General features: G+C 63.6%; 23 protein-coding genes and 1 pseudogene. 3 read left to right on the top strand and 21 right to left on the bottom strand.

Annotation, left to right across the window (positions count from 1 at the left end):
- Positions 1-37: 37 nt before the first annotated feature.
- The 7 genes from JZX89_RS27865 to JZX89_RS27835 all read right to left on the bottom strand — a co-directional run bounded on the left by JZX89_RS27865 (position 38) and on the right by JZX89_RS27835 (position 7,066).
- On the bottom strand, positions 38-292 hold the full coding sequence (locus tag JZX89_RS27865) for a hypothetical protein (protein ID WP_045017107.1): 255 nt from the start codon (positions 290-292) through the stop codon (positions 38-40).
- 136 nt (positions 293-428) lie between these two features.
- Positions 429-635, bottom strand: coding sequence for a hypothetical protein (locus JZX89_RS27860; RefSeq protein ID WP_149898906.1), 207 nt, complete (start codon positions 633-635; stop codon positions 429-431).
- A gap of 34 nt (positions 636-669) precedes the next feature.
- The gene (locus JZX89_RS27855) at positions 670-4,470 is read right to left on the bottom strand and encodes a baseplate multidomain protein megatron (RefSeq protein WP_207136059.1); all 3,801 of its coding nucleotides are present in this window, start codon (positions 4,468-4,470) and stop codon (positions 670-672) included.
- 17 nt (positions 4,471-4,487) lie between these two features.
- Positions 4,488-4,922 carry a C40 family peptidase gene (locus tag JZX89_RS27850; protein ID WP_207136058.1) on the bottom strand — a complete coding sequence of 145 codons (435 nt, stop codon included), beginning with the start codon at positions 4,920-4,922 and terminating at the stop codon, positions 4,488-4,490.
- Complete coding sequence (locus JZX89_RS27845) at positions 4,919-5,803, bottom strand: phage/gene transfer agent baseplate hub protein (RefSeq protein WP_207136057.1); 885 nt, start codon at positions 5,801-5,803, stop codon at positions 4,919-4,921. Before JZX89_RS27845 ends, JZX89_RS27850 begins: the two co-directional genes overlap by 4 nt.
- Positions 5,800-6,438: a TIGR02217 family protein gene (locus JZX89_RS27840; protein WP_207136056.1), complete on the bottom strand. Its 639-nt coding sequence runs from the start codon at positions 6,436-6,438 to the stop codon at positions 5,800-5,802. The genes JZX89_RS27845 and JZX89_RS27840 overlap by 4 nt, the downstream gene beginning before the upstream one ends.
- 46 nt (positions 6,439-6,484) lie before the next feature.
- A complete protein-coding gene (locus JZX89_RS27835; RefSeq protein ID WP_207136055.1) occupies positions 6,485-7,066 on the bottom strand; it encodes a phage tail tape measure protein in 582 nt (193 codons plus the stop codon).
- Positions 7,067-7,179: 113 nt separating this feature from the next.
- Here JZX89_RS27835 and JZX89_RS27830 point away from each other — a divergent pair, with 113 nt between their 5' ends.
- Positions 7,180-7,407, top strand: coding sequence for a DUF4160 domain-containing protein (locus JZX89_RS27830; protein WP_149898900.1), 228 nt, complete (start codon positions 7,180-7,182; stop codon positions 7,405-7,407).
- Complete coding sequence (locus tag JZX89_RS27825; RefSeq protein ID WP_153513423.1) at positions 7,400-7,804, top strand: DUF2442 domain-containing protein; 405 nt, start codon at positions 7,400-7,402, stop codon at positions 7,802-7,804. Before JZX89_RS27830 ends, JZX89_RS27825 begins: the two co-directional genes overlap by 8 nt.
- Before the next feature lie 5 nt (positions 7,805-7,809).
- Here the strand turns inward: JZX89_RS27825 and JZX89_RS27820 are convergent.
- The 3 genes and pseudogenes from JZX89_RS27820 to JZX89_RS27810 form a co-directional block, all read right to left on the bottom strand.
- Positions 7,810-8,022 (bottom strand): annotated as a pseudogene (locus tag JZX89_RS27820) (rcc01693 family protein); the annotation flags it as partial.
- Positions 8,019-8,378, bottom strand: coding sequence for a gene transfer agent family protein (locus JZX89_RS27815; RefSeq protein ID WP_110757524.1), 360 nt, complete (start codon positions 8,376-8,378; stop codon positions 8,019-8,021). The gene JZX89_RS27815 and the pseudogene JZX89_RS27820, both read right to left, overlap by 4 nt.
- Complete coding sequence (locus tag JZX89_RS27810; protein WP_207136054.1) at positions 8,378-8,785, bottom strand: phage major tail protein, TP901-1 family; 408 nt, start codon at positions 8,783-8,785, stop codon at positions 8,378-8,380. The genes JZX89_RS27815 and JZX89_RS27810 overlap by 1 nt, the downstream gene beginning before the upstream one ends.
- Positions 8,786-8,877: 92 nt before the next feature.
- Here JZX89_RS27810 and JZX89_RS27805 point away from each other — a divergent pair, with 92 nt between their 5' ends.
- A complete protein-coding gene (locus JZX89_RS27805; protein WP_207136053.1) occupies positions 8,878-10,077 on the top strand; it encodes an MFS transporter in 1,200 nt (399 codons plus the stop codon).
- 5 nt (positions 10,078-10,082) lie between these two features.
- Here JZX89_RS27805 and JZX89_RS27800 read toward each other — a convergent pair whose 3' ends face one another.
- The 11 genes from JZX89_RS27800 to JZX89_RS27750 form a co-directional block, all read right to left on the bottom strand.
- Positions 10,083-10,478 carry a DUF3168 domain-containing protein gene (locus tag JZX89_RS27800; protein ID WP_207136052.1) on the bottom strand — a complete coding sequence of 132 codons (396 nt, stop codon included), beginning with the start codon at positions 10,476-10,478 and terminating at the stop codon, positions 10,083-10,085.
- The gene (locus tag JZX89_RS27795; RefSeq protein ID WP_207136051.1) at positions 10,475-10,810 is read right to left on the bottom strand and encodes a phage head closure protein; all 336 of its coding nucleotides are present in this window, start codon (positions 10,808-10,810) and stop codon (positions 10,475-10,477) included. The genes JZX89_RS27800 and JZX89_RS27795 overlap by 4 nt, the downstream gene beginning before the upstream one ends.
- A 3-nt stretch (positions 10,811-10,813) precedes the next feature.
- Positions 10,814-11,383 (bottom strand): head-tail connector protein, encoded by a 570-nt coding sequence (locus JZX89_RS27790; protein ID WP_207136050.1) that lies wholly within the window; start codon positions 11,381-11,383, stop codon positions 10,814-10,816.
- A gap of 198 nt (positions 11,384-11,581) precedes the next feature.
- On the bottom strand, positions 11,582-12,850 hold the full coding sequence (locus tag JZX89_RS27785; protein WP_207136049.1) for a phage major capsid protein: 1,269 nt from the start codon (positions 12,848-12,850) through the stop codon (positions 11,582-11,584).
- 37 nt (positions 12,851-12,887) lie between these two features.
- Positions 12,888-13,478, bottom strand: a complete 591-nt coding sequence (locus JZX89_RS27780) for an HK97 family phage prohead protease (RefSeq protein ID WP_153513416.1) — start codon at positions 13,476-13,478, stop codon at positions 12,888-12,890.
- Between the two features lie 46 nt (positions 13,479-13,524).
- Positions 13,525-13,845 (bottom strand): DUF6107 family protein, encoded by a 321-nt coding sequence (locus JZX89_RS27775; protein WP_149898890.1) that lies wholly within the window; start codon positions 13,843-13,845, stop codon positions 13,525-13,527.
- A 196-nt stretch (positions 13,846-14,041) separates the two neighbouring features.
- On the bottom strand, positions 14,042-15,208 hold the full coding sequence (locus JZX89_RS27770; protein ID WP_207136048.1) for a phage portal protein: 1,167 nt from the start codon (positions 15,206-15,208) through the stop codon (positions 14,042-14,044).
- A gap of 262 nt (positions 15,209-15,470) precedes the next feature.
- Positions 15,471-15,779: a Dabb family protein gene (locus tag JZX89_RS27765; RefSeq protein WP_174372859.1), complete on the bottom strand. Its 309-nt coding sequence runs from the start codon at positions 15,777-15,779 to the stop codon at positions 15,471-15,473.
- A gap of 57 nt (positions 15,780-15,836) precedes the next feature.
- Positions 15,837-16,475: a lysozyme family protein gene (locus tag JZX89_RS27760; RefSeq protein ID WP_207136047.1), complete on the bottom strand. Its 639-nt coding sequence runs from the start codon at positions 16,473-16,475 to the stop codon at positions 15,837-15,839.
- 550 nt (positions 16,476-17,025) lie between these two features.
- Positions 17,026-18,285, bottom strand: coding sequence for a DNA-packaging protein (locus tag JZX89_RS27755; protein WP_207136046.1), 1,260 nt, complete (start codon positions 18,283-18,285; stop codon positions 17,026-17,028).
- Positions 18,282-18,809, bottom strand: a complete 528-nt coding sequence (locus JZX89_RS27750) for a hypothetical protein (protein ID WP_207136045.1) — start codon at positions 18,807-18,809, stop codon at positions 18,282-18,284. The genes JZX89_RS27755 and JZX89_RS27750 overlap by 4 nt, the downstream gene beginning before the upstream one ends.
- Positions 18,810-18,996: the final 187 nt, after the last annotated feature.

Below are 18,996 nucleotides of genomic sequence, written 5' to 3'. Positions count from 1 at the left end.
TCGGATCGTTTTCCGATATTTCGGCGATGCGGGCAAGCTACATCGGCACGCGCATCGTTACCTTGCGCGGGCGCTCGCCATTGCCCTGGACGAGAACGGTGACGACACAGGACTGACCGTCACCGGAAGGATAGACCGAAAGCAGCTGGCCGCCGGTTTCGCGCACGACGCGGGAGACGGCTGCGCCGCAATCGCTGGCAGCCAGAATGTAATGGCCCTGCAGATCAGCCTCGGGCGCCGTGAAACCGGAAAGCCCGGCTGCAAGCGTCGCGATGATGAGAGGTGATGCCATTCTACAAACTTCCAAAAACCGGGTGCGTCTCGAACCTTATTGTGACCGAATATGTAGCGCAAAGCGTCTGAATGGCAAATGAATGCTACCCCCGCCGCCATGAGCCGCGGCGGGGGCTTTGCTGCTGCTGTTATCGTCAGCGGATGGCGCGGGTTGCCGAAAGGCGGCCATAAAGTGCAATCAGGCCGCCAATTCCGCCTGCAACCGTTACCAGCCCTTCCGCCAGCTCGCCGTGCAGACCGGCCGGCAAGTCGAAGCCTGCGACGGCGAAAAGCGGTGCAAAAACCGCAATCAACGCGCCCCAGATGGTACGCGATTGATACCATGCCTTGGTGCTATCCATTCTCTCTTCCTTTGCGTTGTTTTTCAGGCAGTTATCAGAGCGGGAGAAGGGCCTGCGCCGCCACTCCCAGAGGCACCGCGCGGCCGAGCTGGCGGACACGCACGGAAATGTGATCCCGCAAGATCGGGAAATCTGTGAGTTCGGCGGCGGCAGGGTAAAACCACAAGGGTTCGGAGACCTCCGCCATTCGTTTGACGGCCTCTCCCTCCAGCACCTCGACGCGGTAGCGCTCGAAAGGCTCGTCCAGCGGGATGTCGCTTGCATCCCAGCCATCGGCCTCCATCCGGCCACGCCGTTTCCATTTGATCAGAACGCCATCGCTTTTCCGCTCGCCGGAAAGATGCACCGGCGCAAGCGGCGTCTGCGCCCGCAATCCACCCTCGAATGCGAAAGGCCCAGCCGAAGCGCCCACCTTTCCCGCTGCCTCGACCATCCAGTTCAGGCGGCGTCCGCGCTCACCGAGAGCAAGGCCGAGCGGCTGCACCGCGGCGTCCAGCATCACCGCCGGTGCACCTGCGGGCGCGCCCACCGCCAGTGCATCTTCCGTGCCCGCCAGTCCGCGCAGGAGGACCGAGAGCCGCCAGCGCGAGGGCGCGATTTCCTCGGCCTTCGCGAAGGCGACGATTTCCCAGACGCCGTTGGCGGCCTTGATGGCGAGGCGGTTTTCACCTTCCAGCACTGCAAACTCCAGAGCCGAGGCGAGCCCGCCAAAGGGCAGATCGATCAGGATGGCATTCCCCCGATCGAAGCGGCCGGAGGGGCCGGGCTTAAGCGGCATTGCCAGCGTGCCGATCATCGCCGGCTGATCGAGCACGGCGCGCTGCCGGTAACCTTCCGTGCCCGAGGATGCGGAAACGAGGATCGGCCGCCATGGCCTTGCGAAAACGGCAATCCGCGCCGAATGCTCCGCAGCGACACCATCATGGTGCGGCAGGTCGAGAAACAACACTTCCGGGGCAAAGCCCTCGGCACCGCTTATGCCGCCGGCACGCCGCTCCTCCGCCACGCCCACAAAAGCCGAAAAGGTGGCGGAGAAGGCGCGCGCCTCCACCTGTCGCACCGCGCCATCCTCGATCCGGCTGACCAGAAACCGCCCTGTCGACGCCTGTGGAAAAACGCCGTCCGGCAGGCGGATACAGTCGCCGGACTCAATGGCGATATCGGCGGGCGACAGGGCAAAACGCACTGTGCGCCGCGCCTGGCGATTGTCGCGCAACGCTGCCTCGACGGCGGCCTCAGCCGTCTCCGCCGGCAAAGCGGCGTTGAGGTCGAGCCGCATCACCCGGCTGCCGGCATTGTCGATGCGGCGCGAGCGCAGGCTGGCCTGTTCATAGTCGAGTGCAGGATTGAACGAGGTCAACACGGCTTCCGCGGCGAAATCGCTGTCATGGCCGCGATTTTCCGACCAGAGCGGCTCATCATCGAGATCGGCAAGCACCGAAATCTCGCGGACGGGCAAAACCGCCGTGTTGCGGGAACGGAAGCGCAGGGTGCCGCCATCCTCCGTCACATCCACCTGAAACGCCGCCATCAGCGGCTCCAGCAGGGCGCGGGCCGAGGTCACATCGCCCTGTACATAACCGGTCATGTCGCCGCTGACGGCGGAGACATCGAAAGCGTCAAAGCCGTGGTCGGTCAGGATTGCGGTAATGGTATCGGCAAGCGTCACTGTCCCCAACCGGCCGTTCAGCCAATGGCCGGTGCGCCAGTTGCCGCCATCGCTCCACACCGCGCCATTCTGCGGAAAGGCGGGAAAGGGCCGCGCATCCCAGGTCCAGAGATAGACGCGGTTTGCATCCACCATCGCCGCATCGCCTTGACCCCAATGGTCAAGATGCGCTTCCAGAAACCGCCGCTGCTGGCTGTCGGCCCGGCTGCGGCGGGAGAAATACGGAAAGGCGTTTTCCGTTGATTTCGGATCGGGAAAGACATTCGGGCGGGTCGCACTCTTGTCCACCGCCGGGCAACCGAGTTCGGTGATCCAGATCGGTTTCGAGCCAGGCACCCATGCGGTGGGTGTCGATTTTTCCACGCCCCGCACCCGGTCGTAGTGGCGATTTCCCCACCAGTTGCCGATGTCCTTGTAGCGGAACACCCATGGCTTGCCCTTTAGTCCATCAGTGATGGTCGTGCGCCGCCGCGCCGCACGGTCCGCGTCGCTGGCATAATACCAGTCGAAGCCCTCACCTGCCGTGATGGCGCGACGGAAGGCGGAAGCATCATCCGGGCCGCTCATGCCATCAGGATTGCCGTTTGCGGCATCCTCGTCGCGCCAGTCGGACAGCGGCATGTAATTGTCGATGCCGATGGCGTCGATATCGCGGCTCGCCCAGAGCGGATCGAGATGGAAGAACACATCGCCCGAACCATCTGCCGGCTGGTAACCGAAATATTCGCTCCAGTCCGCCGCATAGGTCAGTTTCACCGCCGGTCCGACAACGGCGCGCACATCCCCCGCCAGCCGCACCAGTTCCTCCACGAAGGGGAAGGCATCATTCTCATCGCGCAGGCTCGTCAGACCACGCAGCTCCGAGCCGATCAGGAAAGCATCCACCCCGCCCGCCTGCGCCACAAGCGCCGCATAATGCAGCACCATGCGACGATAACCCTCGGTGCGGTGGCAGAAGGCCGCAACATCCCCCCGCGCGCCGGCGCTGCGGTCCGGCGAACCGGCTCTGCCGGGTGCGGGAAAACAGGTGATGCGCCCGCGCCAGCCATAGGCGTCCTGTTCGCCTTTGCCATAGGGGTCGGCCAAGCTGTTACCGGCGGGCACATCCATCATCACGAAGGGATAAAGGCAGACCTTCAGCCCCCGCGCCCTGAGATCCGCTATCGCCTGCAGCACGCTTTGATCGTCCGGCGTGCCGCCATAGGCCGGGCCGCCGCCGTGATGGCTGACCAGATGCGCTTCCCCGTGCGAAAGCCCGGCGACGGACCATGGCGCGGTTTCCCCATCGCGGCCCGCCACTTCCACGCCGGGCAGAATGCGGCATTCGCCCGCCCGCATATCCGTGCCGAACCAGCTGACCACCAGTGCGACGCTTTGCAGATTGGGGCAAAGCGCCTGTAACTCGTCGATGGCCGCCTGCCAGTCGGTCGCGGCCGTCAGGCCGTTGCGGTTCATGATACGGCTTTGCCCCATGCCGGTCGTTTCCGACACCTGCACTGTTGCATAACCATGCTCCGTCGCGCCCGGAACGACGGTGATGGCGCGGATGGATTTTTCCAGCCGGCCGACCGGGCGCACGACTTCGAACTGCATCAGTGGAATACGATTGCCATAAACATCGAGCGGCAGTCGCTCGAAAACCACATAGGCCAGCCCGCGAAAGGCCGGCGCATTGCCGCTTCCCTGCTTTGCTTCGATCAGCGGATCAGGCAATTGCGTCTCGCTGCCGGGGTAAAAGCGCATCTCGATGCCCGTCAGATCGACTTCCCGCCCATCGGCCCAGACACGCCGCACCATGGCCGCTTCGCCTTCGCAGAGGCCGATGGCGAGATTGGCGAAATAACGATAGGTCTCCACCTTCGGACCGCGATTGCCCTTGCCGCCGCGCCGCTCCACCTCAACGCTTTCCTCGAAGCGCGTCGCCCAGATCAGCGTGCCGCCGATCCTCGCCGTGCCGTAAAGCCGGTTGATGGCCGCCCCCTCATCCGCCCCCGGAATGCGCGCCGTCGAAAGCCGCGTGCCGGATACGGTGCGCCCGTTCGACAGCAGAGCGCGGTCGATGGCATTGCCCGCCAGCGCACCGGCCGCCTGGCCAATGATGGCACCTATGGGGCCAAAAAAGCTGCCTAGGGCCGCACCCGCCGCCTGAAAAACTATGGTCGCCATGTTTGCCTCGAAAAATTTCAGGGATCGGGAAAACGGAAGGTGCCGGCAATGCGCCGTTTCCAGCCCGGCACCAGCGCGGAACGCACCACCGCCGCCTGCTCATAGGCGTGGATGAAATGCTGAGGCCCGGCGACGATGCCGAGATGTTTGGCCGCCGCATCGGCCCGCCAGCGAAACAGCAAGAGGTCTCCCGGCCTTATCCCTTCCATGTCAGGCACCGCCAGAAAGTGGCGCTTCGCCGCCGCCATCAGCCGGTCTTCACCGCCGCGTTCGGCCCAATCAGGCGCATAGGGCGGCAGCAACTCCGGCTCCCCGCCGTAGAGTTCACGCCAGATGCCCCTGACGAGGCCGAGGCAATCGCAGCCGACGCCCTTTAACGAGGCCTGATGCCGGTAAGGCGTGCCGATCCAGCCCTGCGCCAGCACCAGCACTTTTTCTCCGGGATCGCTCATGGAAACAGTGCCTTGCCGTCATGGGTCTGCCCGCCGCTGGCGTAGGAATAGGCGAAATCCGCCCCCGGCAGATGCGGAAAGCCCCTGAAATTCAGATGATTGGTGAATTTCGCCTTGCAGCTCGCAAAACTCTTGTCGCAGCCGGCGGTGACGGAAAATCCGTCTCCGGGCGATGGCATGTGTTCCGGCGCCAGCCAGAAGGACAGAATCGTGCCGCCGTCGCGGCGCGCATGGCCATCGAGGTCAAAACTCTTGCCGGCGAGTGCACCGCTGAGAAACCTCAACTTTCCCCGGCTGAAGAAACCGTCGGTGAAAGCGTCAAGCCCCGAGACCAGCAGGTTGCCAGCCGCATCCACCGCCACCACGCGGCCATTGCCGGTGAACCGCGAAAGATCGACGCCGCAGCGCCGGTCGCCAAGTCCAGCATCGCAGCGCCGCCCATAGATTCTGCCCTGCGCCTGACCGAGGCGATGGGCAAGGCTGCGCAACTCAGCGCGAAACGCCCCGCCCGCCCGCGTCACCTCGCCGATCTCGCGCATGGAAAGCAGCACATACTCATCCGGCGCCTGCCAGTTGACGAGGTAAAGCGCCACCCGTGCGCCATCAAAACGCCCGGCGGCCAGATCGCTTTCCGAAATCGCCTCGCTGGAAAAACCGCCCGCCACCTCGCCGGCACTGGCACCCAGCCCGGTTTCGCTGTCGCTATCGCTCGCCCCGAAACCGCTGGCGGCGAGGTAGTCCGTGCCGGCGAAAGAGAGCGTCTCGTCGTGGTCGGTAAAACCGATCACCGCGCCGTCCTTCAGCGTCACTTTCCAGCAATGGCAGGTGGTCGTCGCATCGCCCTTCAGATGCGTGGCAAGGGCTACGGGAATGGTCTTCATGGCAGGATTTCCATCAGTGGAATGGAGGGAATGCGGCCCGCCTCGAAAGCGGTGAGGTTGACGTCGATGCGATCGATCGCGAAGCGCACCGGCACGTCGAATTCAAAACCCGCCCGGATCACCGCGCCGGCCGGCGGCACCTTGCCGGCGCGAAACGTCACCATGCCGGTCACAGAGTCGACCGACATATCCGCAGGCGGGACACGCACGCCCTCGACTGACACGACAACCGAACCTTCGACCGGCTTTTCCACCCGCCGCGTGAAGGAGCCACCCGCATCCGCATAGGTTTTCACCAGCGGAAACTGAGCTGTTGCGCCATCGCCGGTGCCGATCCTCTGATCGGTCGCGGCCGGCGCTTCGCCCGGCGGGCAAGATTTGAAATCCACCGGATCGCGAAACCGGAAGCCGTAAAGCTCACCGCGTCGCGCCTCGAAAAAGGCAAGCACCTCGTAAAGATCGGCGACGGAGCGGATGCCGGATCCGGCGTCATAGGCGCGTCTGGCGTTCTTCCAGCGCTGGTTGCGGTTCTCGCGGCCATTGGAGAGATTGACGATATCGGTTCGCCGCACCGGCCCGCCGCTGACGCCAAGCGCCAATCGCAGCGGAAACCGCACTTCATGAAATGCCGCCATGTCGTTGTTCCACGAATCTTTTTGCTGTGTTGAAAGGGTCGTTGCGTCACAAACCGCGCTGGCCGCGCCCGACGCTGCGGGCCAGCATGGCGGCGATCTGGCCTTCGCTTTTTCTAAAACTCGCCGCATCGGTGGCCGTCACGTTGAAGACGATCTGTGCACCGCCCCCGCCCGCCGGTGCTGCCACACCCAAAGCGCCATCCGAGCCACGTTTCAGCGGCAGGATCGCCTCCGCCCCCGCCTCGCCCATGAGGCCCAGCCCGCCGCCCATCGGAAAAAAGGCGGGGCTGGAAACCACGCCACCATCGGCAAAAGGCGTGATGCTGCGCCCCGGCACCCCGCCATCGGCAAAGGCAAACAACGAACCGCCACCGTTCAAAAGCCCGCCAACGGCGTTGCCGATCATGTTCTCCAGCGGCTTCAACCCGGCGGAAAGCGCCATGCCCGACAGACGTTCTCCAAGCCCGCGCAGCACCTCGTCCAGCCCCTTGCCGCCTGTCGTCGCCGCCTGCAGGGCCGACGTCAGCGCCGTCCCGAACCGCTCGGACCGCCGCTCGAGATCGCCCATCACGTTCACCAGCGCTTCCGCCTCCTCGCGGTTCTCCGCCATCGATGCATCACCTGCCATCGCGCTTGCCTTTCTGATTCAACTGGGGAATGCATGCTGCTGAAACAGCTTCAAAAAAATCTGCTGCTTCAGCCAAAGCCTTTTAAAACCTAGCTTCTTGGGTTATAGTCTTCATGGTCACGGTTCTGCGACAGCATGGCATGCGCTTCGTCATCTACACGGCCGATCATGAGCCGCCGCACGCCCATGTCTACGGAGAGGGTGAAGCCCGTATCGATCTCGTAACCCTTACCGTCATGACGCAGGGCGGCATGTCGGACAGGGATGTACGGCGCGCGGTTGCAGTGATCGAAGAAAACCGGACGCTTTTTCTTGAAACGTGGAGAAAATATCATGGTTGAGGTCAGCGATGCCGAACTTGCCGCCGCCAAGGAGCGCTGGCGGCAGGAACACGCGGAACGTCCTGTTCCGGTTGCCGTGCGTTTCGATGCGGCATCGGCCCGGGTCATTGTCGATTTCACCAATGGCGCCTGTTTCATGTTTCCAGCCCACGCGCTGGAGGGCTTGGAGAACGCCACGCCGGAACAGCTGGCCGAGGTCGAGCTTCTCGGCGAGACCGGCCTGCATTGGGAAAGCCTCGATGCGGATTATACGATCAGCGGGCTTATGAACGGCATTTTCGGCAGCCGCGCTTTCATGGAAGCCCAGCGCAAGGGCGGGCAATCCCGCTCCCCGGCCAAGGCCGCCGCCAGCCGCGCCAACGGTGCGAAGGGTGGCCGTCCGCGAAAAATGCCCTGACACCGTCACCCATCCGGAAACCGCCGCATCATCGCCTCTATCGCCCGACGATCGGGGCTGCCGGAACCAGCGCGCACGCCCCCGGTCATCGCAAAGAACTCTCTTGGCGTCAGCCGCCAGAAGGTTTCGGAAGAAAGCCGCAGCAGGCAGAAGCCGGCGTGGATCACCGTCTCCCAGGGGAAAGGGCGCGGCGTCGCCTCGCCTGCTGCGGCGCTTAAGGGTCCGGCTGTGTTTCTCCTTTCGGGCCGCCAAAGGTGGCGGTCAGAAGGTCGGCGATGATGGCGGCGTGGCCGGCGATGCCGCCTTCCACGGTTGCGGCGGCCACATCCTCATCGGAAAACACATTGCCCGCGCCGCGCAGGCCCGCACCGATCACCCGGATCATATCGGCGGCCTTCATGCGGCCGCTGGCGAAACGTTCGGCGAGCGCCGTCAGGTCGTCGGCCTGAAAGGCGGTTTCGAGTTCGGCCAGCGCGCCCAGCGTCAGGCACAGAATGCGCCTTTCGCCGTCGATCAGCGCCTCGATCTCACCGCGATGGCGGTTCGCCCGCCCGTAGCGTAACCCTTGCGGCATCACAGCGCTCCGAAATTAAGGAGACCTGCTGATTCCAGCGCGGTCTCGAATTGCACCTCGCCATCGTGGCGGCCGGAATATTCGAGCGCGACGATCTGGAACGGCCCGGTGATGGTGCCGAAATCCGGAATGACGATCTGCCAGCCCGGAATGGCGCCGGCAAAAAATGCGCCGCGCACCAGCGCATCGCTCGCTAAATCCTTGAAGATGCCGGATGCTGTCAGCGATGCCCGCTGCACGCCCGCGCCGGCCAGAAGCTCGCGCCAGCGCCCGGCGCTTTCGCCGTCGGTTATATCGACGGCCTGCGCATTGAAGGCCAGCCGCTTGGTTCTCAGCCCCGCCACGGTCACGTAGGCACCGGCATTATTGATCTTCAGCAGCAGGTCCTTGCCCTTCTGCGCCACCATGGTGTTCTCCTTTGGCCTCGATTGATGTTGCCGGGCCGCAATTGGCCTGCTACCAAATAATTCCTCCGCATCTCGCACCCCTGATTTCCATCATGTCCGACGCAGCCCCCTTCCCGTCCCGCGCGCGCCTCATCGGTGTGCTTGCGGTTGGGCAGATCATCAGCTGGGGCAGCGGTTTCGACATGCTGGCCGTGCTCGGCCCACGGATCGGGCAGGAGCTGGCCATCGCCAACGAGGTCGTTTTTGCCGGCCTCACCGTCATGATGACGATCAGCGCGCTCTGCGGCCCGCTTCTGGGAAGAACGCTCGTGCGCCACGGTGCAGCGCCCGTACTCGTGGCGGGTTCATTGCTTTTCACGGCGGGTTTTGTCGTGCTCGCCTTTGCGGGCGGCGTGATAAGTTATTTGCTCGGCTGGGCCGTCATCGGATTTGCCGCCACCTGCGGCCTGACGACGGCGGCCCATGCGGCGGTGGTGGAGCGCGTCGGCGCGGAAAGCGGCCGGTTGCTGACGCTGCTGATGCTGTTTACCGGGCTTTCGGCAGCGTTTTTCCTGCCCCTCACGACGCTTGCCGCCGAACATTTCGGCTGGCGCGGCACGCTCATCGGTTATGCCTGTCTGCAGCTCTTCCTGCTTCTGCCTCTCTACGTCTTCGTTCTTCCCGGTCGGCCGGTCCGCAAAGCCGTGACGTCTCAGGAAGCCGCGGCGATTGCACCCTCACCGGTCGATACGCGACGCGCCTTTCTGCTGCTGGCGGCAATGACGACGATCAGCGCGTTTACGACGTTCGGCCTGTCTCCGCTGCTGCCCCTGCTCCTGGTCAACGCCGGCGCGTCACAATCGCTGGCCGTGCAGCTGGCATCCGTGCGCAGCGTTCTTGCGATTACGGCGCGCGGGCTGGATTTCCTGCTTGGGAAACACGGCAACCCCTTCGTCACAGCCATGATCGGCCTCTGTCTGCTGTTCCTGTCCCTGCTGCTGTTGCTCGCCTTTGCTCCAGCCATGCCCGCCTTCATCAGCTTCATCGTTTTTTTCGGCTTCGGCGCGGGCGTGCTCACCGTCAGCCGCGCCGTGTTGCCGCTGGCGGTGTTTTCCCCGGAGCAATATGGCCTGCAGGCCGCACGTATCTCGCTGCCGCAGAACCTTGCGATTGCCTTTGCGCCCGTTATCTTCACGCTGGCGCTGGATCGTGGCGGGGTCGCGGCCATGTTGACCATCGCAGCTGCGCTGATCGGCATTTCGTTTCTGCTATTGATCGTCCTGTGGAAGACCGTGCGCAGGCAGGCTTCCTGAAAAAACTATTCCGTCACCGCCCTGAAGCGCATATCCGCGATGAAATTCCGCGACTTCGGTTCACGCCGCGAGCGGCAGGAACGGAGTTGCAGATTGACCAGCGTGACACCAGCAAGGGGAAGCGGGGCATCGTCGAGCAGGGTTTTCACCCTTTCCACGATTTCACTCGCCCGTTTGCGGCCGCCGGCGTCACTCCAGATTTCCAGCGACAGGAAATGCTCCTCGGCCTTTTCCGTCGCCGTCGAATAGTCGCGGCTTTCAAGTTCGCCGATGACGATTGCGGGCAGAAGCGCACGCGGCAAAAGCCGGTCGACGATGCCGCCTGATGTCAGTGCTGTCAGGACCGCATCGCCGGTCAACCTGGCGAAAATCGCTTTCAAAAGGGCGTTCGCGGCGCTCATGGGAGCTCCTCCTCACAACGGCAGACGATGAAGCGGCGGGTCTCGTCCGGGTCCATCACGGTGCGGATCGCCAGAATGCGTCGGCCTTTGCGGAAGCGCATGCCGGCGGCGATGTCGCTGCGCCACATCAGCCAGACGCGGTGGGTGATCGTCACACCCTCGGCCGAGGCCCGTTCGTGGGACGTGTCCGAAACGGACTCGATCGCCGCCCAAAGCGAGCGCAGGACACTCCAGCTTTCGGCCGCACCGCCCTGCCCGTCCGGCGTCTCGATGCGCCCTTCCAGCTCCAGCCGCGCCGTCAGCTTGCCGGGATCGAGAAAAACCAGGTTCATGGCTCAAAGACCCACACGGCAGAAGGGCGACACCAGCCGCTCATAACCGGCCGGAACCGCCGCCGGCTGGTTTTCAGGAGCAACCGCGCCGCGAAAGGCGAACATCTGAGCCACATGCATCAGCATGGCGCGCTTCAGCGCGTCGGGCACATCGGTTCCGGCCTCGCCGTAACCGGCGATGAAGTCAATTTCGATACCGTTCATCGCCCGTCCGGGGGTTAGCGGATCGCGCAGCCACAGGCGCGCCGGACGCGCTGTGCCGTCGAGTAATTTATCGGCGGCGGTGATATTGGTCTCGCGCCCGTCACTGCCGAAAACCAGAATCGTTTCGATGGTTTGCACCGGTCCCTTGCCAATCAGAATCACGCCCGTTTGCGGCCATCGGTCGAGATAAAGCCGCCAGGTCTGACGCAGCAGGCAAAGGCCGGTGGTGCGCTCCAGATGCTCGCGGGCGGTGCGGATCAGCGTGGTCAGAAGCGCATCTTCATCACCGCTGTCGAGACGCAAATGCGCCTTGACCTCGGCAAGCGTCAGCGGCTCCGTCTGCGGTGGATTTATGAGGGCGTAGGTCATGGGGTCTCCGGGATGACGGCAATTGCAGGCTGGATGAGCGAGCGGGTGCAACGAATTCTTCTCCCCGTGGGGGAGAAGTCCGCGGCAGCGGGATGAGGGGGCGAGGGTGCGGTCAATCGCTGGCGTTGCCCCCTCATCCGACCCTTCGGGCCACCTTCTCCCCGTCCGGGGAGAAGAAACGAGCGGCAAACTCGAGGTTCAATTCACCCCGAATTTCACCAGCTTGATCGCCTCGAAATTCTGTACGCCGCCGCCCACACGTTTGGTGGTGTAGAACAGCACATAGGGTTTGGCCGAATAGGGATCGCGCAGGATGCGCACGCCGGTGCGGTCGACGACGAGATAACCGGAGCGGAAATCTCCGAATGCGATGGCGAAGCTGTTCGCCGCGACATTCGGCATGTCTTCCGCCTCCGTCACCGGAAAGCCCATCAGCGAGGCGGGCTGGCCGGCGGCGGCGGGCGGATGCCAGAGATAGGCGCCGGTCGTATCCTTGAAACGGCGTAGCGCCGCTTGCGTCTTGCGGTTCAGAAGGAAAGTACCGTTCTGGCGGTGGCCGGCCTTCAGGCCATAAACGGCATCCAGAAGCACATCCATCGGCCCGGCGGAGGCGAAGCCCGCCGAAACCCCGGTTGCGACATAACCGATATTGCCCCAGCTCCAGCTGTCATTGGCAATGGCCGTATAGGAGAGGAAACCCTTCGGTTTGTTGACGCCGTCACCGACGATGAAAGCGGCAGCCTCCTGTTCGGCAAAGGCGATATCCACCTCTGACGCGATCCATGCCTCGACATCAACCGCCGCATCATCCAGCAGGCCCTGGGTGGCGGCCGGCATGGCATAGAGTTCCATGGTCGGGAAAGAAAGCTCAGACAGCTTCGGCGTCGCCGTTTCGGGGCGGGCCGCGGTTTCGGCGACCCAGCCGGTGGCAAGACCGCCCGCAGAGAAGGGTTTCTTCAGCACGGCTGTGGACACCTGCCGCACGGTGGCGAGCGCCCGGATCGGCGAAATCGCCGTCATGCGCCGGCCAATCTCGCCATCCGTCTCGGTCGGCAGGAGAAAGCCGCCATCCGTGCCGCTCGATCCCGCAAAGGCCTTGGCCTCCAGATCGCGCAGCGCGCCGTCCTCACCCCGGCGAATATAGGCCTCGAAGGCAGCCTTATGTTCTTCGGCATCATGCGAGAGCGCATCCTTGCGGCCAAGCGCAGGCCGCGCCTTTTTGAGCGCCAGATCGTCCATGATCCTCCTGTTATCGTCGAGCGCCCTGTCGATACGGTCCAGCTTGTCGCGGGTCACGACATCAGCGCCCATCTTGCGTTCGATGTCATTGAGCCGTTGATCGTTGGTGTCGCGAAAAGCCTCGAAAGCCTCCATGAAGTCGTCGAAGGCCGCGGTCATCGTATCGGGTACGGCTTTTACCTGCGGCGCAACCGTCATTGCGGCCGGTTTGGTCATCTGGTCTGTCATGTCGCCATCCTTGTTGTCGGAAGTGTTTGTCGGAAAGTCAGCGTTTGAAGGCGGTGCCGAACAGCGAGCGCGCCGCGCGGCGCATGGTGCGCACCAGTTCGGTTTCGCGGTCGCGGAAGAAGCGGGCGTGTTTGACATCCGAGACGCGCGCGGACGGCAGCATCGGAAAGGTCACGACCGAGATTTCCCAGAGATCAGCCTCGAGAATGCGCCGCACGCCGGAACGCCCCGCCTTGCCGGAACGCGCTTCCTTGCCCGAGCGAACGGTTCGAAAACCGATCGACAGCCCGTCCAGCGCGCCGGTCTTCATCAGCGAATGCACCTCGCGGGAGCGCGCGACGCCGGGGGCCAGAACGCCCTCGACATAAAGCCCGCGCTCGTCCTCACGGATGGTGCGCCAGGCGCCGATGGGTTCAGCCGGATCGTGCTGGTAGAGCATACGGATGCCGGCCGCTCCCCGTTCCTCGATGGAGCGGCGGAAAGCGCCGCGCTCGATCACGTCGTGGCCGAGATCGACCTCGCCGAAGACGCTGGCATAACCCGAAAACGTGCCGTCACCGGCGATGCCGCGCAGTTCCAGACTGGCGAATTTGCGCGTGGCGGGACGCGGCCCGCGATAGGCGTGCATGGGGAACTCCTGCGATGTGGAAATGAAGCCGCCTTGCGGCGCGGGCTCAGCGGCGCGGGCGTGTGCCGTAGTGGCTGGCCACGCGCACCATCACGCCCAGCCCCCACCAGGCCATCATGCTGGCTGCGGCGGAGCCCGCCACCATGATTTCCCGGCCGGAAAGCGCGCCGGCAATATCGAGCTGCTGCACGATCCACAGGCCGATCGGCCCGCCGAAGATCATGCCGCAGGACACCCCGGTGATGAAACGGCTCGCGGCTTCACGTTTGCTTTTCGGCAGCAGATAGACAAGCGACACGCCGGCACCCGCAACGGCGCCGGTGATGCGGGCGGCCCAGATACCGGCCTCATTGGCGAATTCAGACATGGGTAATCATTCCGGTTTAGGATGTTGCAATCGGGCGAACGCACCGCGCCGCCCGCAGGCGCTGTTTGCGCGCCTGCGATGGGTGATTTCTCGAGTCTTCGGAGAAGCTTCGGCGGAAAGCCTCACAAAGAGAATCCGCCACTTCAGAAAATGGTTCAGCAGGCGAGGTTCAGCGCCGATCCACCCTTCGGCGCGATCAGTAACCGACGGCTTCGCGTTTTTCCTCGTCGCTCAGAAACGAGGCCGCACCGATGCGGCTCCAAAGCGCATCCCGCTCACCGGCAAGCCCGGCGATCTTGTCGAGATCCGGCTCCAGACGCAGACCGGAACCGAAGACCGGCGCGAGCCAGCCGCACAACCTTGCCGCCGTGCGGTTGAGGAGCGGCAGCACGGTGAGGCGATAAAAGGCGCGGTTCGCCTCCTGGTAATTGGCATAGGTATTGTCGCCGGGAATGCCGATCAGCATCGGCGGCACGCCGAGCGCCAGCGCGATATCGCGCGCCGCGCCGTTGCGGGCTTCCAGAAAATCCATGTCGCGCGGCGAAAGGCCCATGGCCTTCCAGTCCAGCCCGCCTTCCAGAAGCAGCGGGCGGCCGGCATTCATCGCGCCCTGATACCCCTCCTCCAGCTCGCGCTTAAGCCGTTCATATTGCTCGGTGGAAAGATTACCACCCTCCTTCGGCTGGTAGACCAGCGCACCCGAAGGCCGGGCGGAATTGTCGAGCAGGCGCTTGTTCCAGTGGCTTGCGGCATTGTGCAGATCAAGCGCGGCACCGGCAGAAGCCAGCGGCGCAAAACCCGCCCGGTCATCCAGCGGATGGAAAAGTTTCAGATGCAGCAGCCCCAGCCCGTCGCGCTCGGCGGCGATGCGGCGCGACGCGCGACCTTCGGCGCGGTAGTCATAAGCCACAGGCCAGCCATCCGCGCCTTCGACGATGCTCACCCGATCCGGCCGCAGCAGATGCAGTTCGCGCAACCGCCCGCCGACTGTCAGCGGTTCGACATAGGCATTTCCGGCCAGCATCAGGTGACCATACAGCGCCTCGAAAAAATCCGGCCCGCCCATATGCGCGCCCGGCTTTGTCAGGAGCGCCAGCAGCGGATGATCGCCGATTTCCTCGTCGCCATCATAAAGCAGCCAGTTCACCGATGCGGCCGCTTCCGCCACCATGCGGGCGGCGCGGTGGGCAACCGGGTTCTTCATGAAGCCTTCGAGGGCAAGTGCGGCATAGGAGCGGCCGGACCAGAAAGCCTGCCCGCCCTGCGTCGCCACAGCCATGAAGCCGCCCGCCGTCATTTTGCTTTCGGGCACAGCTTTGCCATCCGCCGGGCGCAGCCACGGCAGGGAAAAGGGAAATCGCATGGAGTTGTCCTTGTTTTGATGCCGTGTGGCGTCGCATCCGGGATAAGAGCGTCCCAGGTTCACCTGCAGGAAAGGGGCGCTCCGCGTTCCTCAGATTGTTGATAAATCCTGAAGGCTCTCTTCCGTCATGCTCGGGCCTGTCCCGAGCATCTGCAACGTCTCGATTCTACGAGACGTGATTGGATCCTTGGGACAAGCCCAAGGATGACGTCGTGTGTTAGGGAGCAAGTGCCATCACGCTGACTTCGGCGAAATGAGATGTTTACCGGATGGGTGCCTTCACCGCCGTGTCGCTATTGAAATCGGCGGCGACGCGGGTCTCGCGCAGCGGCTTCACCGTGCGAGTGGAAAGATCATAGGCGGGGTCGGCCTTGTAAGCCGCCAGCGCCGCCTCGTTTTCAAACTCGCCGTAAACGATGAAATCGACCGAGTTGCCCCATTGGTCCTTCTTCACGTTCTCACCGATTTCCAGCGTCAGCGAATGCGGTATCGCGGTGAGGCCGGAAAGCCCCTTGCGCACGGCGTCGCGGTTTTCCTCGGGAACGGTGAAAAAAACGATATGGCGGATCACGGTGTCACCTGTCATGCAAAATTAGGATGCGGCTTTCGGCCCGCGCATAACGGGTTATCATCTGGCCAGCACCTGTTCAATCCGCGCCGCGACGAGGGCGCGATGAAATGCGCGTGCGTGGCCAGCCACAAGCCGCGCCCGGTCGCTGCCATTGATGATGGCGCGTGCACCCTCCCAGTCCTCCCGCTGCGCGCCGAAGAAATCGGCAAGCCGGCGGCCGGTGAAGCTGCCGGCGATCATGCCGTGGACCAGGATGGCTGTCGCCACCTCCGTTTCCATGGCTCTTTCGGGCCGTTCCACCAGGTCTATGCCCGTCAGGGCCGACATGGCCTCGTAGTTGCGGCGATGCGTCAGCTGCACGAAGCCTCGCCCCAGCCAGCTTTTTCCATCCGCGTCACATTGCCAGTAGGGTTTGCGCACCATCGGCAGGCGGCCGGCGGCAAGGGCGCTATCCAGCCGCGCAATCGCCTCCGCATCGCTTGCCGCCAGGGTCTCGCGCACCGGCTGCATGGTGGCAGCCGTTTCGTGAAAGCTGGTCGCCAGCATATAGGCCAGCCAGCGTGCATCGCTTTGCGGCACGGCCTTTGCACATCCGTCAAGTATCGTCTTCGTCCCCGCAAGTTGCGCGGCACGCAGGCGGCCGCCAAAGATCGAAACGCGCACCGACGCGAAGAATCGCGCCTCGTCAAAGGCCATAGCCGGCTCCTGAAAATGAGAGGCGATACGACGCCCGGTTTTTCCACATGACGGCCGTCAGGACTAAATCGATTTGAAAAAACCTTAATCGATTTTAATCCGCAGGCCGCGGTTTTGGGGTAAAAAATTCCTTGAATTCCGGAGCCTTGGCGCGCTAACTCCACTCACCGCGCAATCCAGCCGCGTTAACAATTCAAGGAGGAATGCCACCATGACAGCGACAATCCCCCAGACCGTTTATGACCGTCTCGAAAACGAATGGCGCCAGATGCGCGAAACCGGCTCCCAGCCGAAACCGGCGCAATCTCCGAAGAAGTAAGACCTGTCCGGCGCCCGAATAGGGGCGGATACGGAGCCAAAAATTTCTTCTCCCCGCCGGGGAGAAGATGGCCCGAAGGGTCAGATGAGGGGGTAACCTCTCCGAATACCTTGACCGTAGCCCCGTCATCCCGCTGCCGCGACATTCTCCCCCTCGGGGAGAAGAAACAAGCGGTGAGAGTTCGCGCGAATGCCAACCCGCTCTCATTCGCGGGGCTGAAAATCGCCCGGCTCACATCCCCCGCACTCTCGGCTCATTCACCACCATCGTGGTCAGCGCCGTTATCGCCCAGACAAGTGCATCCAGCCGGTCGGGCGAGCGACCGGATGACAGGCCGTCCGGCCCGAAATCCGTCATCTGGTCTTCGAGCTTCTCAAACCGCGCCGCGTGGCGCACCCTGCCCTGCTCGTAAAGTGCGGCGACCGGCTCGGCGCGGGTGAATTTTCCTCGGCTGGCCCGCACCAGAGTGAGCGGCAGGTCGGCGTCCACGCTTTGCAGCATCGCCCGAACCATCTCCCCGCCCTGATTGACCTCGGCCACCACCCGGTCAGCCTCGTGGCGGCGGAAGGCGGCGACCACGGCGCGTGCCCAGCCGGCCGGCGTTTCGCCTTCCACCGAACAATCCGCAAGCACCACCAGTTTGCCTGATATGCCAAGCCCCGCAACGACGATGCCGCAGCAGGAATTTTCACCAGCACCGGCGGGCGGATCGACCGCCACCACGATCCGTGAGAGCGGCTCATGCGCCTCCTCAACAATAGCTTCCAGATCGGCGCGTTTCCACAATGCGCCCTCGCGTTCGTCGATCAACTCGCCGCCGATTTCCTGACGCCCCAGCCGCGTGCCGCCATAACGGTCCTGCATGGCTTTCAGAAAACCGGGCGACAGGTTCTGCGCATTCATGGCGGTCGGCATCCGCGCAACCCGGGTCGAAGGATCGGACAGCAGCGCCTTCAACAGCGGAATGGGCCGCGGCGTCGTGGTTACCAGTTGCCGCGGTGCTTCGCCCAGACGCAGGCCGAATTGCAGCATGTCCCAGGTTTCCTGCGGATATTTCCATTTTCCCAACTCATCCGCCCAGGCCATGTGGAATTGCGGACCGCGCAGGCTTTCGGGGTCTTCCGAGGAAAACACCTGCGCCATCGCACCATTCGGCCAGAGGAGCCTGCGACGCGTGACTTCGAAAGCGGGGCGGCGACGGCGGGCGATGCGGCAGATGCCGGAAATGCCGTCAATCATCACTTCGCGGGCGTCACCCAGTGTTTCCGCCACCAGCGCAATGCGCAAATCCGATTGTTTGCCGGCGGAAGCAATCCTGTGGACCCATTCGGCCCCGGCGCGGGTCTTGCCGGAACCGCGCCCGCCGATCAACAGCCATGTCCGCCAGTCGCCCTCTGGCGGTTGCTGCGGCAGGTTACCGAGAAAACGCCAGTCGCGTGAAAGCGCGAAGACCTGCTCCTGCAGGCGGGGATTGGATGAAGGCTGCGTCATGTATCAGCGTCCGCCGATGCGCCGGCGGCCAGATCGGCCTCCAGCCTCGCACGGCATTTCTGTTCGGCCAGTTCATCGATGCGTTTGAGGAAATGCGCCACTGCCGCTTCATATTCCTCGGCACCGGTTTCGTCCTCAACGGAAAGAGCTTCCCTCTCTTCCGCCAGCACGCGTTGCAGGGCGTCAATCCGTTCCAGCGTGCGGACGATCAGCGAAAGCTGATCCGTCGCAGCCTTCACATCCGCACGCGCCTGCTTGCCCGAAGCATCCTCCACCGTCGACAGAAATGCCGCTTCGCTCGCCTGTCGCAGGTTTCGGTACAGGCAAAACTGCTCGCGCATCTCCACCGTGAGTTCGTTCAGCAGCTGCCGCAGATTGCCGTTGCGCGCCGCATCTTCGGCGGCCAGCCTGTCGGCCCGCGACTTCGTCTCGGGTGCGGCTTCCGGCGTGTCCTTATCCGCGTAGGCAGGCGCATCCGGCCAGACGCCGTAAAGCGTCGGGTCGCAATTTTGAGACATCGTCATGGGCTTGGCCTGCGAGAAATGAGGTGAAGGGTAAAACCCTCCGTCAGCCGCAAATCTCCGACTGTAGCCAAACACTACCAAATCACCGTCACGCTGTAAAGGATTATTTTCCTATTTTAATGATTTTTATCCTGCCAACAGAATTTGCACCCTCGCCCGCCGCATATTACACTCCGCGCCAGGCAGT

This window comes from Agrobacterium burrii (genome assembly GCF_017313405.1).
Lineage (GTDB): Bacteria > Pseudomonadota > Alphaproteobacteria > Rhizobiales > Rhizobiaceae > Agrobacterium > Agrobacterium burrii.
Note: the sequence above shows the minus strand (reverse complement) of the source record. Positions and strands in the feature narration are given on the sequence as shown.